General features: G+C 34.5%; 11 protein-coding genes and 2 pseudogenes. 7 read left to right on the plus strand and 6 right to left on the minus strand.

Annotated features, from left to right (window positions below; genetic code table 11):
- Positions 1-71: 71 nt before the first annotated feature.
- Entirely contained in the window at positions 72-614 is a 543-nt protein-coding gene (locus tag ACM6HU_RS20510; RefSeq protein ID WP_414848410.1) for a recombinase family protein, read from the minus strand.
- Positions 615-1,094: 480 nt separating this feature from the next.
- On the opposite strand from ACM6HU_RS20510, the gene ACM6HU_RS20515 reads away from it, so the two are divergent.
- Complete coding sequence (locus ACM6HU_RS20515; RefSeq protein WP_414848411.1) at positions 1,095-3,020, plus strand: heavy metal translocating P-type ATPase; 1,926 nt, start codon at positions 1,095-1,097, stop codon at positions 3,018-3,020.
- A 233-nt stretch (positions 3,021-3,253) separates the two neighbouring features.
- Here the strand turns inward: ACM6HU_RS20515 and ACM6HU_RS20520 are convergent.
- A pseudogene (locus ACM6HU_RS20520) lies at positions 3,254-3,394 on the minus strand (IS6 family transposase); the annotation flags it as partial.
- 279 nt (positions 3,395-3,673) lie between these two features.
- On the opposite strand from ACM6HU_RS20520, the gene ACM6HU_RS20525 reads away from it, so the two are divergent.
- Genes ACM6HU_RS20525 through ACM6HU_RS20540 form a run of 4 tightly spaced genes read left to right on the plus strand, consistent with a single transcriptional unit; the run spans position 3,674 to position 13,345 of the window.
- Complete coding sequence (locus tag ACM6HU_RS20525) at positions 3,674-3,817, plus strand: hypothetical protein (protein WP_195743268.1); 144 nt, start codon at positions 3,674-3,676, stop codon at positions 3,815-3,817.
- Positions 3,818-3,835: 18 nt separating this feature from the next.
- The gene (locus tag ACM6HU_RS20530) at positions 3,836-4,813 is read left to right on the plus strand and encodes a SagB/ThcOx family dehydrogenase (protein WP_016132874.1); all 978 of its coding nucleotides are present in this window, start codon (positions 3,836-3,838) and stop codon (positions 4,811-4,813) included.
- A gap of 32 nt (positions 4,814-4,845) precedes the next feature.
- Complete coding sequence (locus ACM6HU_RS20535; protein ID WP_016113470.1) at positions 4,846-11,835, plus strand: non-ribosomal peptide synthetase; 6,990 nt, start codon at positions 4,846-4,848, stop codon at positions 11,833-11,835.
- A 55-nt stretch (positions 11,836-11,890) separates the two neighbouring features.
- Positions 11,891-13,345, plus strand: a complete 1,455-nt coding sequence (locus tag ACM6HU_RS20540) for a pyridoxal phosphate-dependent decarboxylase family protein (protein ID WP_016113469.1) — start codon at positions 11,891-11,893, stop codon at positions 13,343-13,345.
- Positions 13,346-13,467: 122 nt separating this feature from the next.
- On the opposite strand, the gene ACM6HU_RS20545 is transcribed toward ACM6HU_RS20540, so the two are convergent.
- Positions 13,468-14,424 carry an alpha/beta hydrolase gene (locus tag ACM6HU_RS20545; protein WP_016113468.1) on the minus strand — a complete coding sequence of 319 codons (957 nt, stop codon included), beginning with the start codon at positions 14,422-14,424 and terminating at the stop codon, positions 13,468-13,470.
- Between the two features lie 236 nt (positions 14,425-14,660).
- On the opposite strand from ACM6HU_RS20545, the pseudogene ACM6HU_RS20550 reads away from it, so the two are divergent.
- Positions 14,661-15,084, plus strand: a pseudogene (locus ACM6HU_RS20550) (IS6 family transposase); the annotation flags it as partial.
- Between the two features lie 461 nt (positions 15,085-15,545).
- Entirely contained in the window at positions 15,546-16,385 is an 840-nt protein-coding gene (locus ACM6HU_RS20555; protein WP_016132875.1) for a hypothetical protein, read from the plus strand.
- A 206-nt stretch (positions 16,386-16,591) separates the two neighbouring features.
- Here ACM6HU_RS20555 and ACM6HU_RS20560 read toward each other — a convergent pair whose 3' ends face one another.
- The 3 genes from ACM6HU_RS20560 to ACM6HU_RS20570 all read right to left on the minus strand — a co-directional run bounded on the left by ACM6HU_RS20560 (position 16,592) and on the right by ACM6HU_RS20570 (position 18,219).
- A complete protein-coding gene (locus ACM6HU_RS20560) occupies positions 16,592-17,134 on the minus strand; it encodes a hypothetical protein (protein ID WP_033671221.1) in 543 nt (180 codons plus the stop codon).
- Between the two features lie 188 nt (positions 17,135-17,322).
- Complete coding sequence (locus ACM6HU_RS20565; protein WP_016132877.1) at positions 17,323-17,865, minus strand: GNAT family N-acetyltransferase; 543 nt, start codon at positions 17,863-17,865, stop codon at positions 17,323-17,325.
- A 135-nt stretch (positions 17,866-18,000) separates the two neighbouring features.
- A complete protein-coding gene (locus tag ACM6HU_RS20570) occupies positions 18,001-18,219 on the minus strand; it encodes a hypothetical protein (RefSeq protein ID WP_098157117.1) in 219 nt (72 codons plus the stop codon).
- Positions 18,220-18,291: the final 72 nt, after the last annotated feature.

The raw sequence follows: 18,291 nt of genomic DNA on the forward strand, positions 1-18,291 counted from the left end.
GGGCTCCATCCCTTTATACAAAATATTTTATAATCAAACTTACTATGTCACAAAGTATACATCATTTTGTATTAGTTCATATTTCGATAAATAGTCATTCTAGATATACCTGATTTTTCAGCAGCCTCTGTGATATTTGCTCCTTGTTCCATTAAATAAAATGCATAATTTAATTTTTCTTTGTCTACAGATGGTCTACCAGGATATTTACCTCGTTTTTTTGCTGCCAAAATTCCTTCTTTTGTTCGTTCCGAGGTTAAATCTCTTTCGAATTGAGCAATCCCTGCAAAAACAGTAAAGAGCATTTTTCCGTGTGCTGTTGTTGTATCAAGCCAGGACTCTTTTAAACTTTTCAAGTTCGCCCCTTTTTGAGAAATAAGTTCGGCAATCTCAATTAAATCCTTTGTAGAACGTGAAAGACGAGTCAAGTCTGTTACTACAACTGTATCTCCATTGCGTAGAAATTCTAACATACGATTTAACTCAGGGCGTTCTCGCTTAACACCTGTTACTTTTTCAAAAAAAAGACGCTCGCAACCAGCATCTGTTAGTTGCTGTTCTTGTCGATCCAAATTTTGATCAATTGTAGATACTCGCATATATCCAAATTTCATATAATTCCTCCTTTCTTCAGTTTTATTGTATCAAAAACGTTATGAAATAGATATTGTTACAAATTAATTTTGTTACATATTTTTGTTACACTGAGATTGCTAGTTTGCTTAACTTCATAACCCAAGAAAAATGACTGTAACAAAAACGGTCGTTTTTGTTACAAGTAATATTAATTTTGCATTTCCTTTCATACACTTGGATGCATGCCAGGTTTATTGGAGATTTTAAAATTTTTAATTACAGAATGAGGGGTGTCGGAATTTAAAATGGTATATTTTGTTATTATATCTTATTAAAAAATATCTACAAATAAGAATAATCTATGCTATAGTAATAGAGAATAACTATAAAACGAATAGCCACACTATATGTGGTTATTTAAAAAGCTGCTATCCATATGGATGGCAGCTTTCGTCGTTTTATAGGGATTTCGATTTTGATTCTTCTTCTCAACAAAAATGACAAAGGAGCGAATAAGGATGAATACAGAAGGAAAAACATTATCGACAGATAACAATATTTCACATTCAAATTGGGGTCAAATATGGGAAAAGCACCATGAACTGATCCTTGCTATTATATCTGGTATTTTCATTGTAGCTGGTTGGATGTTAACAAAAAACGAAGTAACAACAGCTGGGATTGTCTTTTATATTCTCGCATATCTCACTGGAGGTTACGTAAAAGCTAAAGAAGGTATTACAGATACGATTGAGGAAAAAGATTTAAACGTTGAGATGCTCATGATTTTTGCTGCTATTGGTGCTGCTATTATTGGTTACTGGGCAGAAGGTGCAATTTTAATATTTATTTTTGCATTAAGTGGTGCGATGGAGACTTATACACTAAGTAAAAGCCAAAAAGAAATTTCAGCATTGTTAGATTTACAACCTGAAGAAGCTTTACGTATTTCGAATGGAATGGAAGAACGTATTCCAGTAGATCAATTACAAATTGATGACATTATTTTAATTAAACCAGGTGAACGTTTACCTGCTGATGGTATTATCCATGTTGGTGAAACAAATATTGATGAGGCTGCGATTACAGGGGAACCTATCCCAAATAGCAAAACAATAGGTGATGAAGTATTTGCTGGAACTGTGAATTTACGCGGTGCAATTGAAGTGAAAATTACGAAGCGCAGTGATCAAACGTTGTTCCAAAAAATTATTCGTCTTGTACAAAGTGCTCAAAGCGAAAAATCACCATCACAGCTGTTTATTGAAAAGTTCGAAGGAACATATGTAAAAGGCGTGCTTATAGTTGTTGCTCTTATGATGTTTGTTCCACACTATTTATTACATTGGAGTTGGAATGAAACATTTTATAGAGCTATGATTTTACTCGTTGTTGCATCTCCTTGCGCACTTGTAGCAGCGATTACACCAGCTACGTTAGCTGCTATTTCTAACGGAGCACGACATGGGATTTTATTTAAAGGTGGCATTCATTTAGAGCGACTTGCTTCCGTAAAAGCAATTGCTTTTGATAAAACAGGCACATTAACACAAGGAAAGCCATCTGTAACAGATGTATATGTGAGAAATGGCATGGCAGAAAAAGAGGTATTGTCTATCACAGCCTCCATCGAAAGCCATTCAACACATCCACTAGCAGAAGCAATTGTTAAACATGCCAAACACGCATACGATATTGAATTAACAAAACCAGAAAATGTTGAAGATGTAACTGGGTTCGGCTTAAAAGGGACACTTGGAAATCAAGCTTATAAAATCGGAAAAGCTGATTTTATTGGCGAAGAAGCGAATTTGTTCCATGATGGTATTGCTACTACACTTGAAAAAGAAGGAAAAACAGTTGTGTACATTAGTGACGAAGAAGGAATTCTTGGTCTAATCGCGCTGAAAGATACATTACGTCAAGAAACGATTGCCGCAATTCGTGATTTACAAAGCCTTGGTGTAGAAGCAATTATGATTACTGGCGATAATGAACAAACAGCAAAAGCAATTGCCTCTGAAAGTAACATAAAAGAGTTCTACGCATCATGTTTACCAGAAACAAAGGTAGAAACAGTAAAACAACTAAAAGAAAAATATGGTGTAGTTGCTATGGTTGGTGACGGAATTAACGATGCCCCAGCACTTGCTACAGCAAGTATCGGTGTTGCTATGGGGGAAGGAACAGATGTTGCCTTAGAAACAGCTGACATTGTTCTTATGAAAAATGAACTCTCTCGCCTTTCTCAAGCAATTCGTTTATCAAAACGAATGAATCGTATTGTAAAACAAAACGTTATCTTTTCACTAACAGTAATTGCAATGTTAATTTGCTCGAATTTCTTACAATTTTTAGCCCTTCCATTGGGTGTGATCGGTCATGAGGGAAGTACAATTCTTGTTATTTTAAATGGATTGCGATTATTAAAAGAAAATAATTAGACGGGTTCCCATTGGGAACCCGTTATTTTGTACTTTGGAGTAACAAAATTTCTTAAGTTGATGGGCATGTATGGTGACCCCCAATAGTTAACTTTCAAAGGTATTTGTAACATAAACGTTCGTTTTTGTTGCGTTGATTGTTATTAATTTATAATATTCTATTTTCTATTTAACATATAATTGGTATTTTCTGTCTTATTCCCCTTTTTCGGGGGATGGGCAAAAACATCCATGATGGTTGTTGGGTGAACTGAAATACCACGTTCTTTCAGGATTTCAGAGACATCGCGATAACTTAAAGAAAAACGGCAGTAGTAGCCGACAGCTACTAAAATAATATCTTTCTTGAATTGTTTTCCTTTAAAATATCTCATGCCTGATTCTCCTAGATCCTGTTTTCTAGAGTAGATCTTCATGTAGAAAACTTTGCAACAGAACCTTAATTCATATGTAATAAACCTCATTTTAAAGTTTTATTGCTATAACAAATAAAACTTTCTCAATATTATTTTGTTTAATAACTATATTCATCTGCTTTCCAATCCATTACAATAATTTCACATTGAAAATACATGAATATTCTCAATGTTTTAAATGGTTTATATTTTATAGGGTTACTAAGGAAAAGGATGTGAAATGCCCAATAAAAAATAGTGTTTTATGATGAAATAAAAGATTTTAAAGAAAAAAAAGTTATTTTATTATCCTCAGGCGGTCTTGAAGTACATGCATTCATAGTTGCTATGGGACAAGGAATGCAATCTAAAATTTTGTGGATTGGAAGTAAAATAAGTTAATCATTTATGGAGGGGAATATGAGCGAGCAAATTTATTACTGGTCTCCTATTAAGCATTGGGAGAAGTTGCATAATGAAGTTTTGATAGGAGAAACGAAATTTCCAGGCGTTCTGTCTGATTGGTTTCCTGAGCTTTATTTTTTGACTCAAAAAGGTGTGACGATTAGTGAGCTAGTAGAGCGCTTTTCGTTAGGAAATAAGGAAGAGACACAAAAAATAGTAGAACTTATGATAAAGAATCGGGTGTTAGTAAGTAACATATTACATCCAAGAGAAGTATTTTCCACACAAGAAAAAATTTTTCCGAATCCATATAGCAATCAGATTCACTTCTCTAAAGAGGAACTAGATAAGTATATTAGTGAACAATTAAATCGAACGCACCCTGCTGCGCGGTCAACCGGAATTCAACTTAAAAAAACAAATGAGCTGCCCGCCATAATCAAGGAGCGTAGATCTTGCCGCCAATTTGATATGAACAAACCTATTTCTTTTTCTGAATTTTCTAAATTTATTTCTACTCTTAAACAGGTTAAAGAAGAAAAAATATACTATCATTACGCAAGTGCGGGTGGGCTCTATCCCATTGATATCTTTGTCTATATAAAACCAAAACGTATAGAGGGTATGAAAGCTGGTTTTTATTATTATAGTCCATCAGAGAATAGTCTTTTAATTGTAAATAATATTGATCAAGTAATCAAAAGTGATCATGAGCTAATTAACCAGGAGTTATTTAACCAGTCTGCCTTTTCGGTTTATTTAGTCTATAATGCGAACGCTTCCATTCCGAAATATGGTTCAGATGGATATTTATTTGCTTGTATTGAATCAGGTATCATCACTGCTACCTTAAATATGGTAGCTGAGACATTAAATTTAGGAGTTTGTTCCGTTGGTCATATGAAATTTGAAGAGATTCAGCACTTTTTAAGTTTGGATAACCATCAAGTATTTCTCCATGGGCTTGAAGTTGGCTTGAAAATTAACGAATAGATGAAATGAATATTAGGGGGCTAAAGATAAAAATGCACATTAAAGATCGAAGTTCGATTCATGAGAATAAAGTGGTAGAAGTATTTTGGAAGGAGCAATTATCTTCCGAGGTTCTCGATTTTTCTTTATTTAATAGCGGTTATCAATTGAATAAAGACAATCCATGCGACCATATTCAAGTCATTATGGATTCAGAACTTAGTCAAATTATACAAAAAGTAAGTAAGTCTCAGGATATACTTTTATTTAGCTGGTTACAGGCCGCATTAAGGGTTTGCTTGGCACATTATACAGATCAACAAAAGATTACAATTGGGATTCCTGTAATTGAAAAAAATGATGAACAAAGGAAGAATCATAATGATTTGCTTCCTATAGGAAGTGAAATCTATCCGCATCAATCCTTTAAGCAAGTGGTAGATCAAGTTGAACAAACGACTTTATTCGGGTATGACATTCAGAGTTATCCGCTCCCTGAATTATTAGCGAAACACCATTCAACTCCTTTTCAAATCGTTTTTGGGATGGAAGGATTACATAATAAAAGTTCGATAGAAGAATGCTCAGAGAATAATTTAGCTATCTGGATACGAAGAAAATGGAATGAAATACATAATGAATTTGAATTTCAAATTTCTTTCAAGTCTCATTCTCTTTCTTCGTTGCAACAGTTTGCCAAATCTTATCTTTATGTTTTAAAGCAAGTGTTAAAAAATCCGAATCTGGCTGTGAAAGATATCTGTATTATTGCGGAAGAAGACAAAGAGTTGCTAGAAGGATTTAATCAAGTTCAGACGGGCATAGACTTGTCTCAAACATTTCAGAATTTGTTTGAGGAGCAAGTGTTGAAAACCCCAGATCAAATTGCTGTTATTTGTAATGATCAATCTTTGACATATAGAGAATTAAATAAGAAAGCAAATCAATTGGCTTCTATTCTCCAAAGTAAAGGTGCATCGAAAGAAAGCATTATTGGAGTTATGGTAGATCGGTCATTGGAAATGATCATTGGCATGATGGGGATTTTAAAAGCAGGAGCAGCATATTTACCAATCGATCCTCACTATCCAAGTGAACGAATTGAATATATGTTACAAGATAGTCAAGCCAAATGTTTGCTGAGCAAGCGAACAGAGGTAGAATTGCCACAATTTGCTGGTGAAGTGCTGTATCTTGATGAGGAACATCTCTTCCAAGGTGAGGAAAGCATTTTAGTTCGAGAAAGTGATCCTAATGATTTGGCTTATGTTATTTACACATCAGGATCAACAGGAAATCCAAAAGGCGTAATGGTGGAACAGAAATCTCTTGTCCATTTTTTAAGCATTATGAGAGAAAAAGTAAAAGATAATCAGTCGTTCTTGTTTCTTGCTAGTGTTTCTTTTGATATTTCTTTGTTAGAAATATGTCTTCCTTTAACTCAAGGTTCGAAAGTAGTCATAGCTACAGAGGACCAGTTTGCAACAAAAGAATTGGCTCATTTGGTCAAAGAACATAAGGTGGATTTATGGGAATCAACCCCATCAAGAATGGAAGTGATTTTGAGTGATCCAGAAGGGGCAGATTTTCTAAAAGATTTAAAGTCCATTTTGTTAGCAGGGGAAGCATTTTCAATTGATTTAGTTGAAAAAATTAGAAGCATCAGTGAAGCGGAAATTTTAAATATCTATGGTCCCACAGAAACAACCATTTGTGCAGCAGTAAAAGATTTGAGCACGGCCAAAGAAGTGACGATTGGAAAACCTAATCCCAATTATCGTTCCTATATATTGAATAAGTATGGTCAATTGAAACCTTTTGGAATACCGGGCGAGCTCTGTATTGCTGGCGTGGCAGTAGCCCGGGGGTATCTTGGTAAATCTAAACTGACAGATGAAAAATTTGTCCCGAATCCTTTTGTAGCAGGAGAAATGATGTATCATACGGGTGATTTCGTTCGTTGGTTGCCTAATGGAGAATTTGAATATCTCGGTCGAATGGATCATCAAGTGAAAATTCGGGGGTATCGGATTGAATTAAGGGAAATCGAAGCTCAGTTAAGGAAATATCCAGAGATAAGCCAAGCTATTGTTGTTGATCAGGTATATGGAAACAGGAAATTATTAGCCGCTTACTATGTATCGGATAATAAGGTCCCTTTTGGAGAGCTCAGAAAATATTTAAGCAATAAATTACCTGAGTTTATGATTCCTGAAAAAATGATTCAAGTAGAAGAGATTCCATTGAATCCAAATGGGAAAGTAGATCGAAACAGGTTATTGGATGTAACTCAAACAGATTACGTATCTATTCCATACGTTGCCCCACGAAATGAAATTGAAGAGAAATTGGTGCAAGCATGGGAAAAAGTGATGGAAATCGAGCGGATCGGTATTCATGATAACTTTTTTACTTTAAGAGGAGAATCGATTAAAGCACTACAGATTATCAATTTATTAAGAAAAGACCATTTGAAAGTAAGTACAACGGATTTTTTCAAACATCCCACGATTGCTCAACTAAGTTCTTATGTAGAAGTGGAGCATAAAGAAGAATGCTTAGATAATATGCCAACTCGTGTTAAAGATTTGTCCAAGCCATTTCCCTTAACAGAAGTTCAGACAGCCTACATGTTAGGACGGAATTCACAGTTTGAATTAAGCGGTATTTCACCTCAAACGTATTTTGAATATGAAACAAAATTGGATATCAATCGTCTTTCGCAAAGTTTTCAAAAGGTAATTCATCGCCATCCAATGTTACGAGCTGTAATCTTGCCAGAGGGAAAACAACAAATTTTACAAAACGTTCCTGATTATCAGATTGAAATAGAAAGTCTCATTGGTTTAGATGATAGAAAACAAAGTGTTCGCTTGCAAGAAGAACGTTCTCGAATGACTAACCATGTATTTCCTTTGGAGCAATGGCCTTTGTTTGAATTGAAAGCCTTTCTTTTAAAAGAAGACACTTATTTGTTATGTTTTCGATATGATGCTTTATTGATGGACGGGGCAAGCATGAACATCGTTGGACATGATTTGTTTCATTATTATTACAAACCAGATCAAAGTTTGGATTCTCTTTCTTTTGATTTTCAAGATTACATGTTTATCTATGATGAAATGGAACAAAGCAAAGAATATAAAACAGCAAAAGATTATTGGACAAGTAAGCTTCCTGACTTTCCGTTTGCTCCTTCTTTGCTGTTAAAAAAGGATCCGGTAGAGATTGCTACTCCTAAATTCCAATCACTTACAAAGATCCTGGACAATGAAAAATGGACAAAGTTACGAAAGTTAGCACAAGAGAAAGAAGTAACTCCTTCCGCTCTACTTTGTACGATATATGGTGATGTGTTGGCATATTGGAGTAATCAACGTCGATTGGCAATTAATTTGACTGTATTTAATCGTTATCCTGTTCATGAAGAAGTAGAGCAGATTGTGGGAGATTTCACTTCACTCATTTTATTGGATGTTGATGTGAATCCAGAGCAATCTTTCTTTACTAGAGTAAAACAAACTCAATCTACTTTATTAGATGGCCTTGAACATCGGCATTACGATGGAGTTAACTTTATTCGAGATTTTACTCGATATCACCAAATGACGCCAAAAGCAGTTATGCCAATTGTTTTCACCTCGATGCTAGCAGGTGCGGGTGCTTTTGCTTGGGAACAGCTTGGTTCTCTTCGCCATATTCACGCTCGGACTCCACAAGTGTATTTGGATAATGTGGTAATTGAAAAAAATGGAGAGTTATTAATTAGCTGGAACTATGTAGAAGAATTGTTTGATGCTGATGTGATAGAAGCAATGTTTTCCCAATTTGTCGACTTGTTGGAACAATTGGTGAAACAAAGTGACGTAACCTCTTTGCAAATGAAAGAATCGGATCAAACTTTAATTGAGCAATACAATCAGACAACAGAAAAAATACCTTCTACTACTCTGTATCAATTATTCACAGACCAAGTAAAGCGTACACCGGATGAAGTAGCAGTGGTCTTTGAGCAAGAATGGTTAACTTACTCGGAGCTTCATAAGCGCTCCAATCAAGTTGCGCACTACTTGCAAGAACAAGGGATTGGTTTAGGGGACAAAGTTGGCCTTTTGGCACAGAGGCGAGTTGATACGATTGCTAATATGATGGGGATTTTAAAAGCAGGTGCTGCTTATGTACCCATCGAACCTAATCATCCACTAGATCGACAAACATATATCTTAGAAAATAGCGCATGCAAACTTTTATTAGAACCTAGTCTTTATGAAGAGAAACATTTGTCATTATATACAACTGAAGACCTACCTACTATTGCTAATCCGGAAGATCTTGCCTATATTATCTATACTTCAGGAAGTACTGGAAAGCCAAAAGGAGTAATCATTACTCACCAAGCGGTTGCAAATACCATTCAAGATATCAATGAAAAATACCAGGTAAATAAAGAAGATCGCATTATTGGTATCTCTTCCATGTGCTTTGACCTGTCTGTATACGATATTTTTGGAACGTTAAGCACGGGTGCAATGTTGGTAATGATTCGTGATCCGAGAGACATGCAAGAACTAATCCGTACGGTCGAACGCAGAGGAATTACAATTTGGAATACAGTACCTGCAATCATGGATTTGGCATTGGATCAAGTAGGTACTCATTTTGAAAATTCTTCTTTGCGTTTAGTTTTACATAGTGGGGATTGGATTCCACTCTCTTTACCAGAAAAAATAAAACGTCATTTCCCGATTGCGGAAGTAATTTCACTGGGAGGAGCAACAGAAGCATCAATTTGGTCAATTTATTATCCAGTCAAACAGGTGGCATCACATTGGAACAGTATTCCATATGGGATGCCTTTGGCAAACCAAACGTATTATGTGTTGAACTATGAAAAGAAAATGTGTCCTGTTGGTGTAATTGGTGATTTATATATTGGGGGAGTGGGTCTTGCTAAAGGATATTTAAATGATGAACAGAAAACGAATGAAGTATTTGTGTCACATCCGGAGCTTGGTCTCATTTATAAGACGGGAGACTGTGGCAGAATGCATCCCGAGGGGTATATTGAATTTTTAGGCCGCCAAGATTATCAAGTCAAAATTCAAGGATATCGTGTGGAATTAGAAGAAATTGCCCATTGTCTTCTCACTTACAAACAAGTCGAACAAGCTGTAGTAATTGATCAGGCAGATGAGAATGGGATGAAATTTTTAGTCGCATATGTGGTAACTGAGCAAAATATAAGTACAACAGAACTACGACAGCATTTGCGAAACCACTTGCCAGAGTACATGATACCTTCTTATTTTGTTTATCTAGAACAACTACCCTTAACTCCTAATGGGAAATTAGATCGAAAAGAGCTTCCTGCTCCAGAGAAACAAAAAAATGATGTGTTTATTGCTCCAAAAACTGAAATGGAAAAAATATTGACTAGTGTATGGCAAGAAGTACTCAAAGTAGATCAAATCGGAGTAAATGATCATTTCTTTGCCTTAGGTGGAGATTCGATAAAAGCGATTCAAGTTTCTGTCAGACTGTATAGACAAGGATTTGAGTTAGAGCCAAAAAATCTATTTTCGTTTCCTATATTAGGAGACATGGTTCATTTTGTTAAAAAGCTAGACCATTTTTCAAGTTCACAAACAGACGATATAAACAAAAAGAAAGAAAATAAAGTTACATCACTAAATCAACATACACTTAACAAAATAAAAGAAAAAATGCCAGATTTAAAAATAGAACGAATTTACCCATTGGCAGCTTTCCAACAAGTTATTTATGAACATGCTGTAGCTGAACCTGATACCAATGCTTATTTCGAACAAACAATTTGGACGCTTGAGGGGCAATTAGATGTAGATCTCTTTATTCAGTGTTTTCAACAATTAGTTGATCGTCACGATTCTCTAAGAACAATCATCGTACAAGATGAACAAGAACAACCTTGGCAAGCTGTACTACATGATGTTCAAATGATTTCAGAGGTAAAAAGCTTGATCGAGATGGCAAAACAAGAACAACAGGAATTCATAGATCAGTGGATGAATAAAAATTTGAGTCGAAGATTCAAAAATGATGAACTCATGACCCGTCTCTGTATATTTCTACTAGGGAATGACGAGTATAAGATAGTTTGGAGTTCCCATCATCTATTGTGCGATGGTTGGAGCGTCAGCATTTTGTTAGACGAATTATTCCAACTCTATGAAACAATAAATGCGGGAACTACAGTAGAGTTACCTACGGTAAAACCTTTTCAAACATTCATAGACTGGACTTTAGCACAAGATCATGAGAAAGCACGTCATTTTTGGCGGGATTATTTATCAGGATACAATCGAAAAATCAGTATTCCTAAAAAGAAAGTACCAACTCAAAGTGAAGGGTTAAATTTCACATTTATGGATTTAACGTTAGATAAGGATTTGACTAATCAGTTACAGACATTTGTAACCAAAAACAATATAACTGTGAATTCGGCATTACTAGCTGTATGGGGAATATTGCTTGGCAAATACAACGGAATGAAAGAAGTAGTATTACCTAATCTAGTATCAGTCAGGCCTCCCGAAGTAGAAGGGATTGAAAATATGTTTGGACTGTTCACAAATGTTTTGCCTATCCGACTAGCATGGACAGAAACACAATCTTTTGTGGACTTCTTGCAAAAAGTACAACTAGAAACATTGAAATGTAATGAGTATGCATACTATTCATTTGTTGAGATACAAAAACAAAGTGAGTTGATTAATCAGTTAACCGATCATCTTTGGGTTTTTGAAAACTATCCAACGAACCCAGAAATCTATTCTTCAAATGAGAATAGAAATTTTGCCATCACAGATTACCAAGTCGTTGATGAGCCGCATGTAAAGTATGGAATTATGTGCTTCCCTGAAGAGAAACTTACAATAAAATTTGGATATGATCAAACTGTATATGAAGCGGAGAAAATACAGGAAATATTGAATCATATCCATCAGTTAATCAACATGATCCTTCAAAATCCAACACAGACAATCGGTGATTACAAATTATAAAAAATGAAAAGGCGAGCAAGAACTCGCCTTTTTAAATGGAATAGGAGTGAACCAAATGACGAAAAACCTGCAGTTATCAGCCGAAGAGATGCGTCAGTTAGGATATCAAGCGGTTGATTTAATTGTTGACCATATGAATCATTTAAAAAGTAAACCAGTATCTGAAACGATTGATAGTGATATTTTTAGAGACAAGCTAACTGAATCAATTCCAGAAAACGGATCCAATCCGAAAGAGCTCCTTCATTTTCTTAATAGTAATGTGTTTAATCAGATTACCCATGTGGATCATCCTCATTTTATGGCCTTTGTGCCGGGTCCTAATAATTATGTAGGAGTAGTAGCAGATTTTTTAGCAAGTGGGTTTAATGTATTTCCCACAGCTTGGATTGTAGGCGCAGGTGCTGAGCAAATCGAATTAACGACAATCAACTGGTTAAAATCAATGTTAGGATTCCCTGATTCGGCTGAAGGACTATTTGTAAGTGGGGGTTCCATGGCTAATTTGACTGCGCTTACTGTAGCGAGACAGGTCAAGCTTAATAACGATATAGAAAATGCGGTTGTGTATTTTTCCGACCAAACTCATTTTTCTGTGGATCGGGCACTTAAAGTATTAGGGTTCAAACATCATCAAATTTGCCGAATTGAAACAGATGAATATTTACGAATTTCAGTTAGTACTTTAAAAAAGCAAATAAAAGAAGATCGACTAAAAGGGAAAAAACCATTCTGTGTTGTTGCTAATGCAGGGACAACTAATTGTGGAGCGGTTGATTCCCTCAATGAATTAGCTGATCTCTGTAATGAAGAAGATGTATGGCTACATGCGGATGGGGCCTATGGTGCTCCAGCAATTCTCAGTGAAAAAGGAAGTGTTTTACTTCAAGGAATTCATCGAGTCGATTCCTTAACACTGGACCCTCACAAATGGCTTTTTCAGCCTTATGATGTGGGCTGTGTACTCATTAGAAACAGCCAATACTTAAGTGAAACATTCCGTATGATTCCGGAGTATATTAAGGATACGGAAACTAATATAGAAGAAAAAGTTAATTTTGGAGAACGTGGAATTGAACTATCTCGTAGATTTAGGGCGTTAAAGGTATGGCTTTCTTTTAAAGTGTTTGGAGTCGCAGCTTTTCGAAAGGCAATTGATCACGGCATTATGTTGGCTGAACAAGTTGAAGAGTTTTTAAGGAAAGAAAAAGATTGGGAAGTGGTAACATCTGCCCAGTTAGGAATTGTTACTTTTCGCTATACCCCTTGTGGACTAGCATCTATAGATAAAATTAATGAACTAAACAAAAAACTGGTGGAAGAAATTAATCACAGAGGATTCGCTATGCTAAGTACGACCAAATTGAAAGAAAAAGTGGTAATTCGACTTTGTTCCATCAACCCAAGGACGACAACAGAAGAAATGCTTCAAATTATGATGAAAATCAAAGCACTTCCAGAGGAAGTAAACATATCGTCTAAACATCTTATTTCAATTCCGCAACTTTAATATTCCGAGTATATTTTACATAAAACGGAATGAAAACACTAAAGAAATGTACAACAACAAACACACTCTCTTTTTAATAAGAGAGTGTGTTTGTTGTTAAGATAATAGAATATGTAAAGAGATTAAGCCTCTACCTTAGCTACTCTTTCGAAACCAGTCTTTACTGCTTGTATCATTTCATTCACAGCGTAAATAGATACGTCGGCATTTGGATTTAATCCTTCGAACCAGTGATAAGCCCTAGGATATAAATGAAATTCGACATCAACACCAGCTTGCGCAAGTTTGGTTACATAGGTTAATGTTTCGCTGCGGAATGGATCTAATTGACCAACAAATGTGTAGGTGTATGGCAGATTACTATAATCCTCTGCTCGAGCAGGGGCTGCATAGGCAGGAATATTATCCGTTCCATATATTTCTCCTAAATACATTTTCCAGCCAGCTTCATTTGTCTTTTGATTCCAAACAAATCCTTCTTTAATTTCATTCGTAGAAGGTGTATTATTTCGGTCATCAATCATTGGATAGAGTGGCATTTGAAAACAAATAGAAGGATATTTTCGATCGCGAGCTAATAATGTCAATGCTGCTGTTAGTCCACCGCCAGCGCTCGCTCCTGCAACACCAATTCGATTCGAATCAATGTTTAATGACTCTGCGTTATCAGCAATCCATTTTAATGCTGCATAACAATCCTCAATTGGTGCTGGATAAGGATGCTCTGGAGCTAAACGGTAGTCTACAGACACGACCACACAGCCAACTTCTTTTGCAAACCGCATACAAGTATCATCATTATCATCTATAGACCCTAAGATATAACCACCACCATGTATCCATAACAGGACAGGTAAGGATCCATTATTTAATTTTGGACGATAAATTCTTAATGGTAATGGATTAGCGTCAGGTCCAACAATGACTTCATCTGTTAATGAAAGGGATTCATCAACAACAGTAGGTGGTCTCATTTGCGATATTCCTTCTCTGATTGTTTGCAAGTTCTCTGGGCGTAAATCGAGATCAGGAAACATTTCTAAACCTGGTAATAAATCTGCATTTACTCGGTTCTTCATTTTAACACCCCTATTTTTAATTGTTTTTAAATATGTAAAGTGGATTCTAAGTAGTTTAATTGTGATAAAATCATCACAATTAAATTGTAAAGTGGATATGTCATAATCGTCAACGGAATATTCAAAAAATAAAAGGGGGAATTATGGTTCTGGTGCAAAAACTATAAGACTTATGTAACTAACCTCTGAAACTTGGACATACTGATACTAGTACTCTAAAAAAGGGCGTGATCAGTATGGAAAAGCGAAACCTATTCAAGTGGAAACATTATCAACCTGAACTGATCTTATTAACAGTAAGATGGTACCTGCGGTATAATTTGAGCTTTCGTAACCTGGTGGAAATGATGGAGGAAAGAAGATTATCTATTGCTCACACAACCATTATGCGCTGGGTTCATCAATATGGACCTCAATTAGAAGAGAAAGTACGACATCACCTTACATCAACAAATGACTCGTGGAGAGTCGATGAAACTTATATTAAAGTAAAAGGGCAATGGACGTATTTATATCGTGCCGTTGATTCAGAAGGGAATACCATTGATTTTTATCTAAGTAAATCAAGAGATAAACAAGCAGCCAAGTGCTTTTTCGTACGTTTCTAAACCTCGCGTGATAACAGTAGATAAGAACCCTACCTATCCTGTAGCAATGCAATAGTTGAAAGAAGAGAACCATATACCTGAAGGCATAAGAAAAGTATCCCCTAACAGGTGGTGAAGCTTTTAATTGGAGGGAAGGTGGTTCTGGAAATTTACTTACTGCTAGTTATCCGATGCATTCCAATACATGAGCGATTGCAGGAAAGGATCACTTCGTTCCATCTCCATCATCTTTCTTCAATTATAAATATGGTAAAATATACATATCTCCCAATCCAAAGTGTAAAACAAGTATTCAAGTTAGGTGGAGTATTCTTTTAGGTACTTCCTTGCTATTAACCGTATCAACTTACAAGGAATTTTACATGGGTGTTTTTAATGGAATGACTATTATAAGTGAGGCTATAATGGAAGAATCACTTTTTGTAGAGGGTTGTGGTTAAGGGAGCCGTGGGATAAGTAGAGTGAGATGTGGTATTTGGATAGTAGATTTTTAAATAAAGGGAGTGTTTGATCTTGTTTGAAAATGAGTTATTACAATTCTACAAAAAGAGTATGTCAACTTGGTTCTTTTTATTTAAACCTATAAAAATAAGGTTTAATCTTTTTGTAGGTATTCATGGTTGTAGTATTATTGGTATATTAATATTTTTAATGCAAATTTCTAATGCTTTTTCTTACATCTTATTTGTTTTATATTTAATACTTTTCTTCTTCTCTTTTATTTATTTTATTTTTAAACCATCTAGAAATAAACTGTTAGAGAAGTATAATATCGATTTTCGTGGGGAAGAATTTTTACCTTTTAGACATTTACTTTTAAAAGAATTTTTACGTAAAAGAAAAGTTATAAAGGTATTAGAAACAGAAGATATTGAGAAAAGTAAATCGGCATTAGATTTTTATATTACTAAATTAGAACAGGAACTTGAAAGGAAAAAACAAGGGAGATTTTTAAATCTTGTCTCATCATATATTACTTTAATTATTGCTTTTGTGTCTCCTGTTTGGGGATCACTTAACAATTGGATATATATGCATAAAGATCATCATTTTACTTTCGGACAAGCGTTTGGTTATTTTGGTATTATGTTTTTTTTAATTGTTAGTACTATTATTTTATATATGTTTTTTAAACATCGTTTTTTAAATGATCTTTTTCAAAGTAATGATCAGAGGATATTGAATGTAATTGACATGTTACAAAGTATAAAATTTTCTTTGGATAATCCTCATTATTATGATCCATTTCAAGAAAGGAATCATATAAAGAAGAGTATTGCTGATGTTATTGAAGAATATGAATTAAGCAAATCAAAAGATAAAAATAACGGTTCTGGTGCAAAAATAAAATAAAAGAGGACAAGTCTGTCCAAAACCGGAAAGAATTTATTCATAAATTGTTTGGCTTAGCTTCATAAGATAGAAATGAAGAGAAAATTGCTACTCTATGTTTCTAACTAATATTTTTGCACCAGAACCGTATTTCTTATCTTGATAGCGATGTAAGGTGACCCCTCAAAGAAAAAACAAATAGGATATATATAATAATGTTTTTAAATTTAATGCCCCGCAGCATGTAAATATGAATGGAATATGCCTATCAATAATAAAACTTTATCTTTATAAGATTCCTCTAATAATTTAAAAGTAATATTAAAAGGAGGCTTAATAGGCTCTTTCCATTCTGCAATAATCAAATTAGTATTTAAATTGGTTATTTTTGCCCATTCAAAAGGTCTTTGATTTAATTCATACATTTCTCCTGCAAATTCAAATGTAGTTATTTCACCAAAATCAAAGGTCTTTTTATCTATTAAATGTATTTGATATTCTTCTGTTCCAGCATAATAGTTAAGAAGAAATTGTGTTCTTTTTCGAAAATCTATATCCTTTTTCGCTTTTAATTGTAAATTCTCTTTAAAATCATATATCTCATATTCCAAAAAATACGTCCCTTGGAATAATATTAAATCTATTATCCTTATAAACTGATTGCTATACGTTTTTTTTATTGTACCTATTATATTGTTGTTCTCATCATATATTTGTGTTGGTTTAACCGAAGAAAAACTTCTCCATTTATAATAATACAAAATAATCACCTCTTAATATTTGCATATGAAGTTTTTGAATATTATAACATAAGAAAAGAACAGCTTTATAGCTATCCTTTATTAACATAACCTCACTTATCAATAGTCACTGTATCTAGAAAAAACCCCTTCATTTTACTTGCTGAAGGGGTTTCGTATTTACATAATTATCGTTTTCGGAAGTAAATATATTTGGTTTATCTGCAATTCATGTAGGCATCTTTCAATATCCCATAAATATCTACATCCTCATATGTTCCCCATTTCAACACATCTTGTTTTAGTGTCCCCTCATAGGTCATCCCAATTTTCTTCATTACTTGTGTTGATGACTGATTTTTACTCATTGCAGGTGCCCAAATTCGATTTAAATTGAGTTCACAGAATCCAAAATCCATTACCTTTTTTGCTGATTCTGTGGCATAACCTTTCCCCCAGTAGTCCTTACCTATCCAATAGGCAAGTTCCCCTTTGTTATGCTGTTTATCAATACGCAATGTCATTGTTCCAATTAGTACATTTTCATCCTTCAACACAACCGCAAACGGATAAGCATCCCCATTTTCTATTAATCGAGGATGTTGTTGAATCCAAGATTCAGCATGTTCCAGTAGATAAGGATAGGGTATAGCCAAAGTGGTTTCAATAATTTCTCTTTCTCCAGCCAATGCTTGTGCTCTAATAGCATCTTTTAATTCGTATGGTCGCAAAATTAAACGTTCTGTCTGTAAAGTACGCATTCTAAAATTCTCTCTCCTATCCACTCTCTATTTTTACCTAAATTATACCATGTCGGTAATGTGTATACTCTATACATGTCAGGTTAACATAACATCTCATTATCGGTAGGCAATCTATCTTGAAACTTACCAAATTCACTTAAGGGATTTTTTCCAGTTTGAATAATAATAAATTAACTGAATTAATAAAGTCATTATTGCAATACCTGCAACGATTACAAAATACATTAATTCAACATCTAACAAATACATCCCTATTACCGAAATAAATACAAAAGGGATTGAAGCTAATACATTGTAAAAACGTTTTTTATAAAAAAGTGTATCTTTTGCGTTTATATAATTATTGAACATAAATATTCCCCCATTCTTCTTTATTAAGCTTATTTTTACGTTTCAAAAGGTATACATTATGGGGTACCGCCC

It is taken from the genome of Bacillus sp. IT-79MI2, from assembly GCF_949768135.1.
GTDB lineage: Bacteria > Bacillota > Bacilli > Bacillales > Bacillaceae_G > Bacillus_A > Bacillus_A pseudomycoides.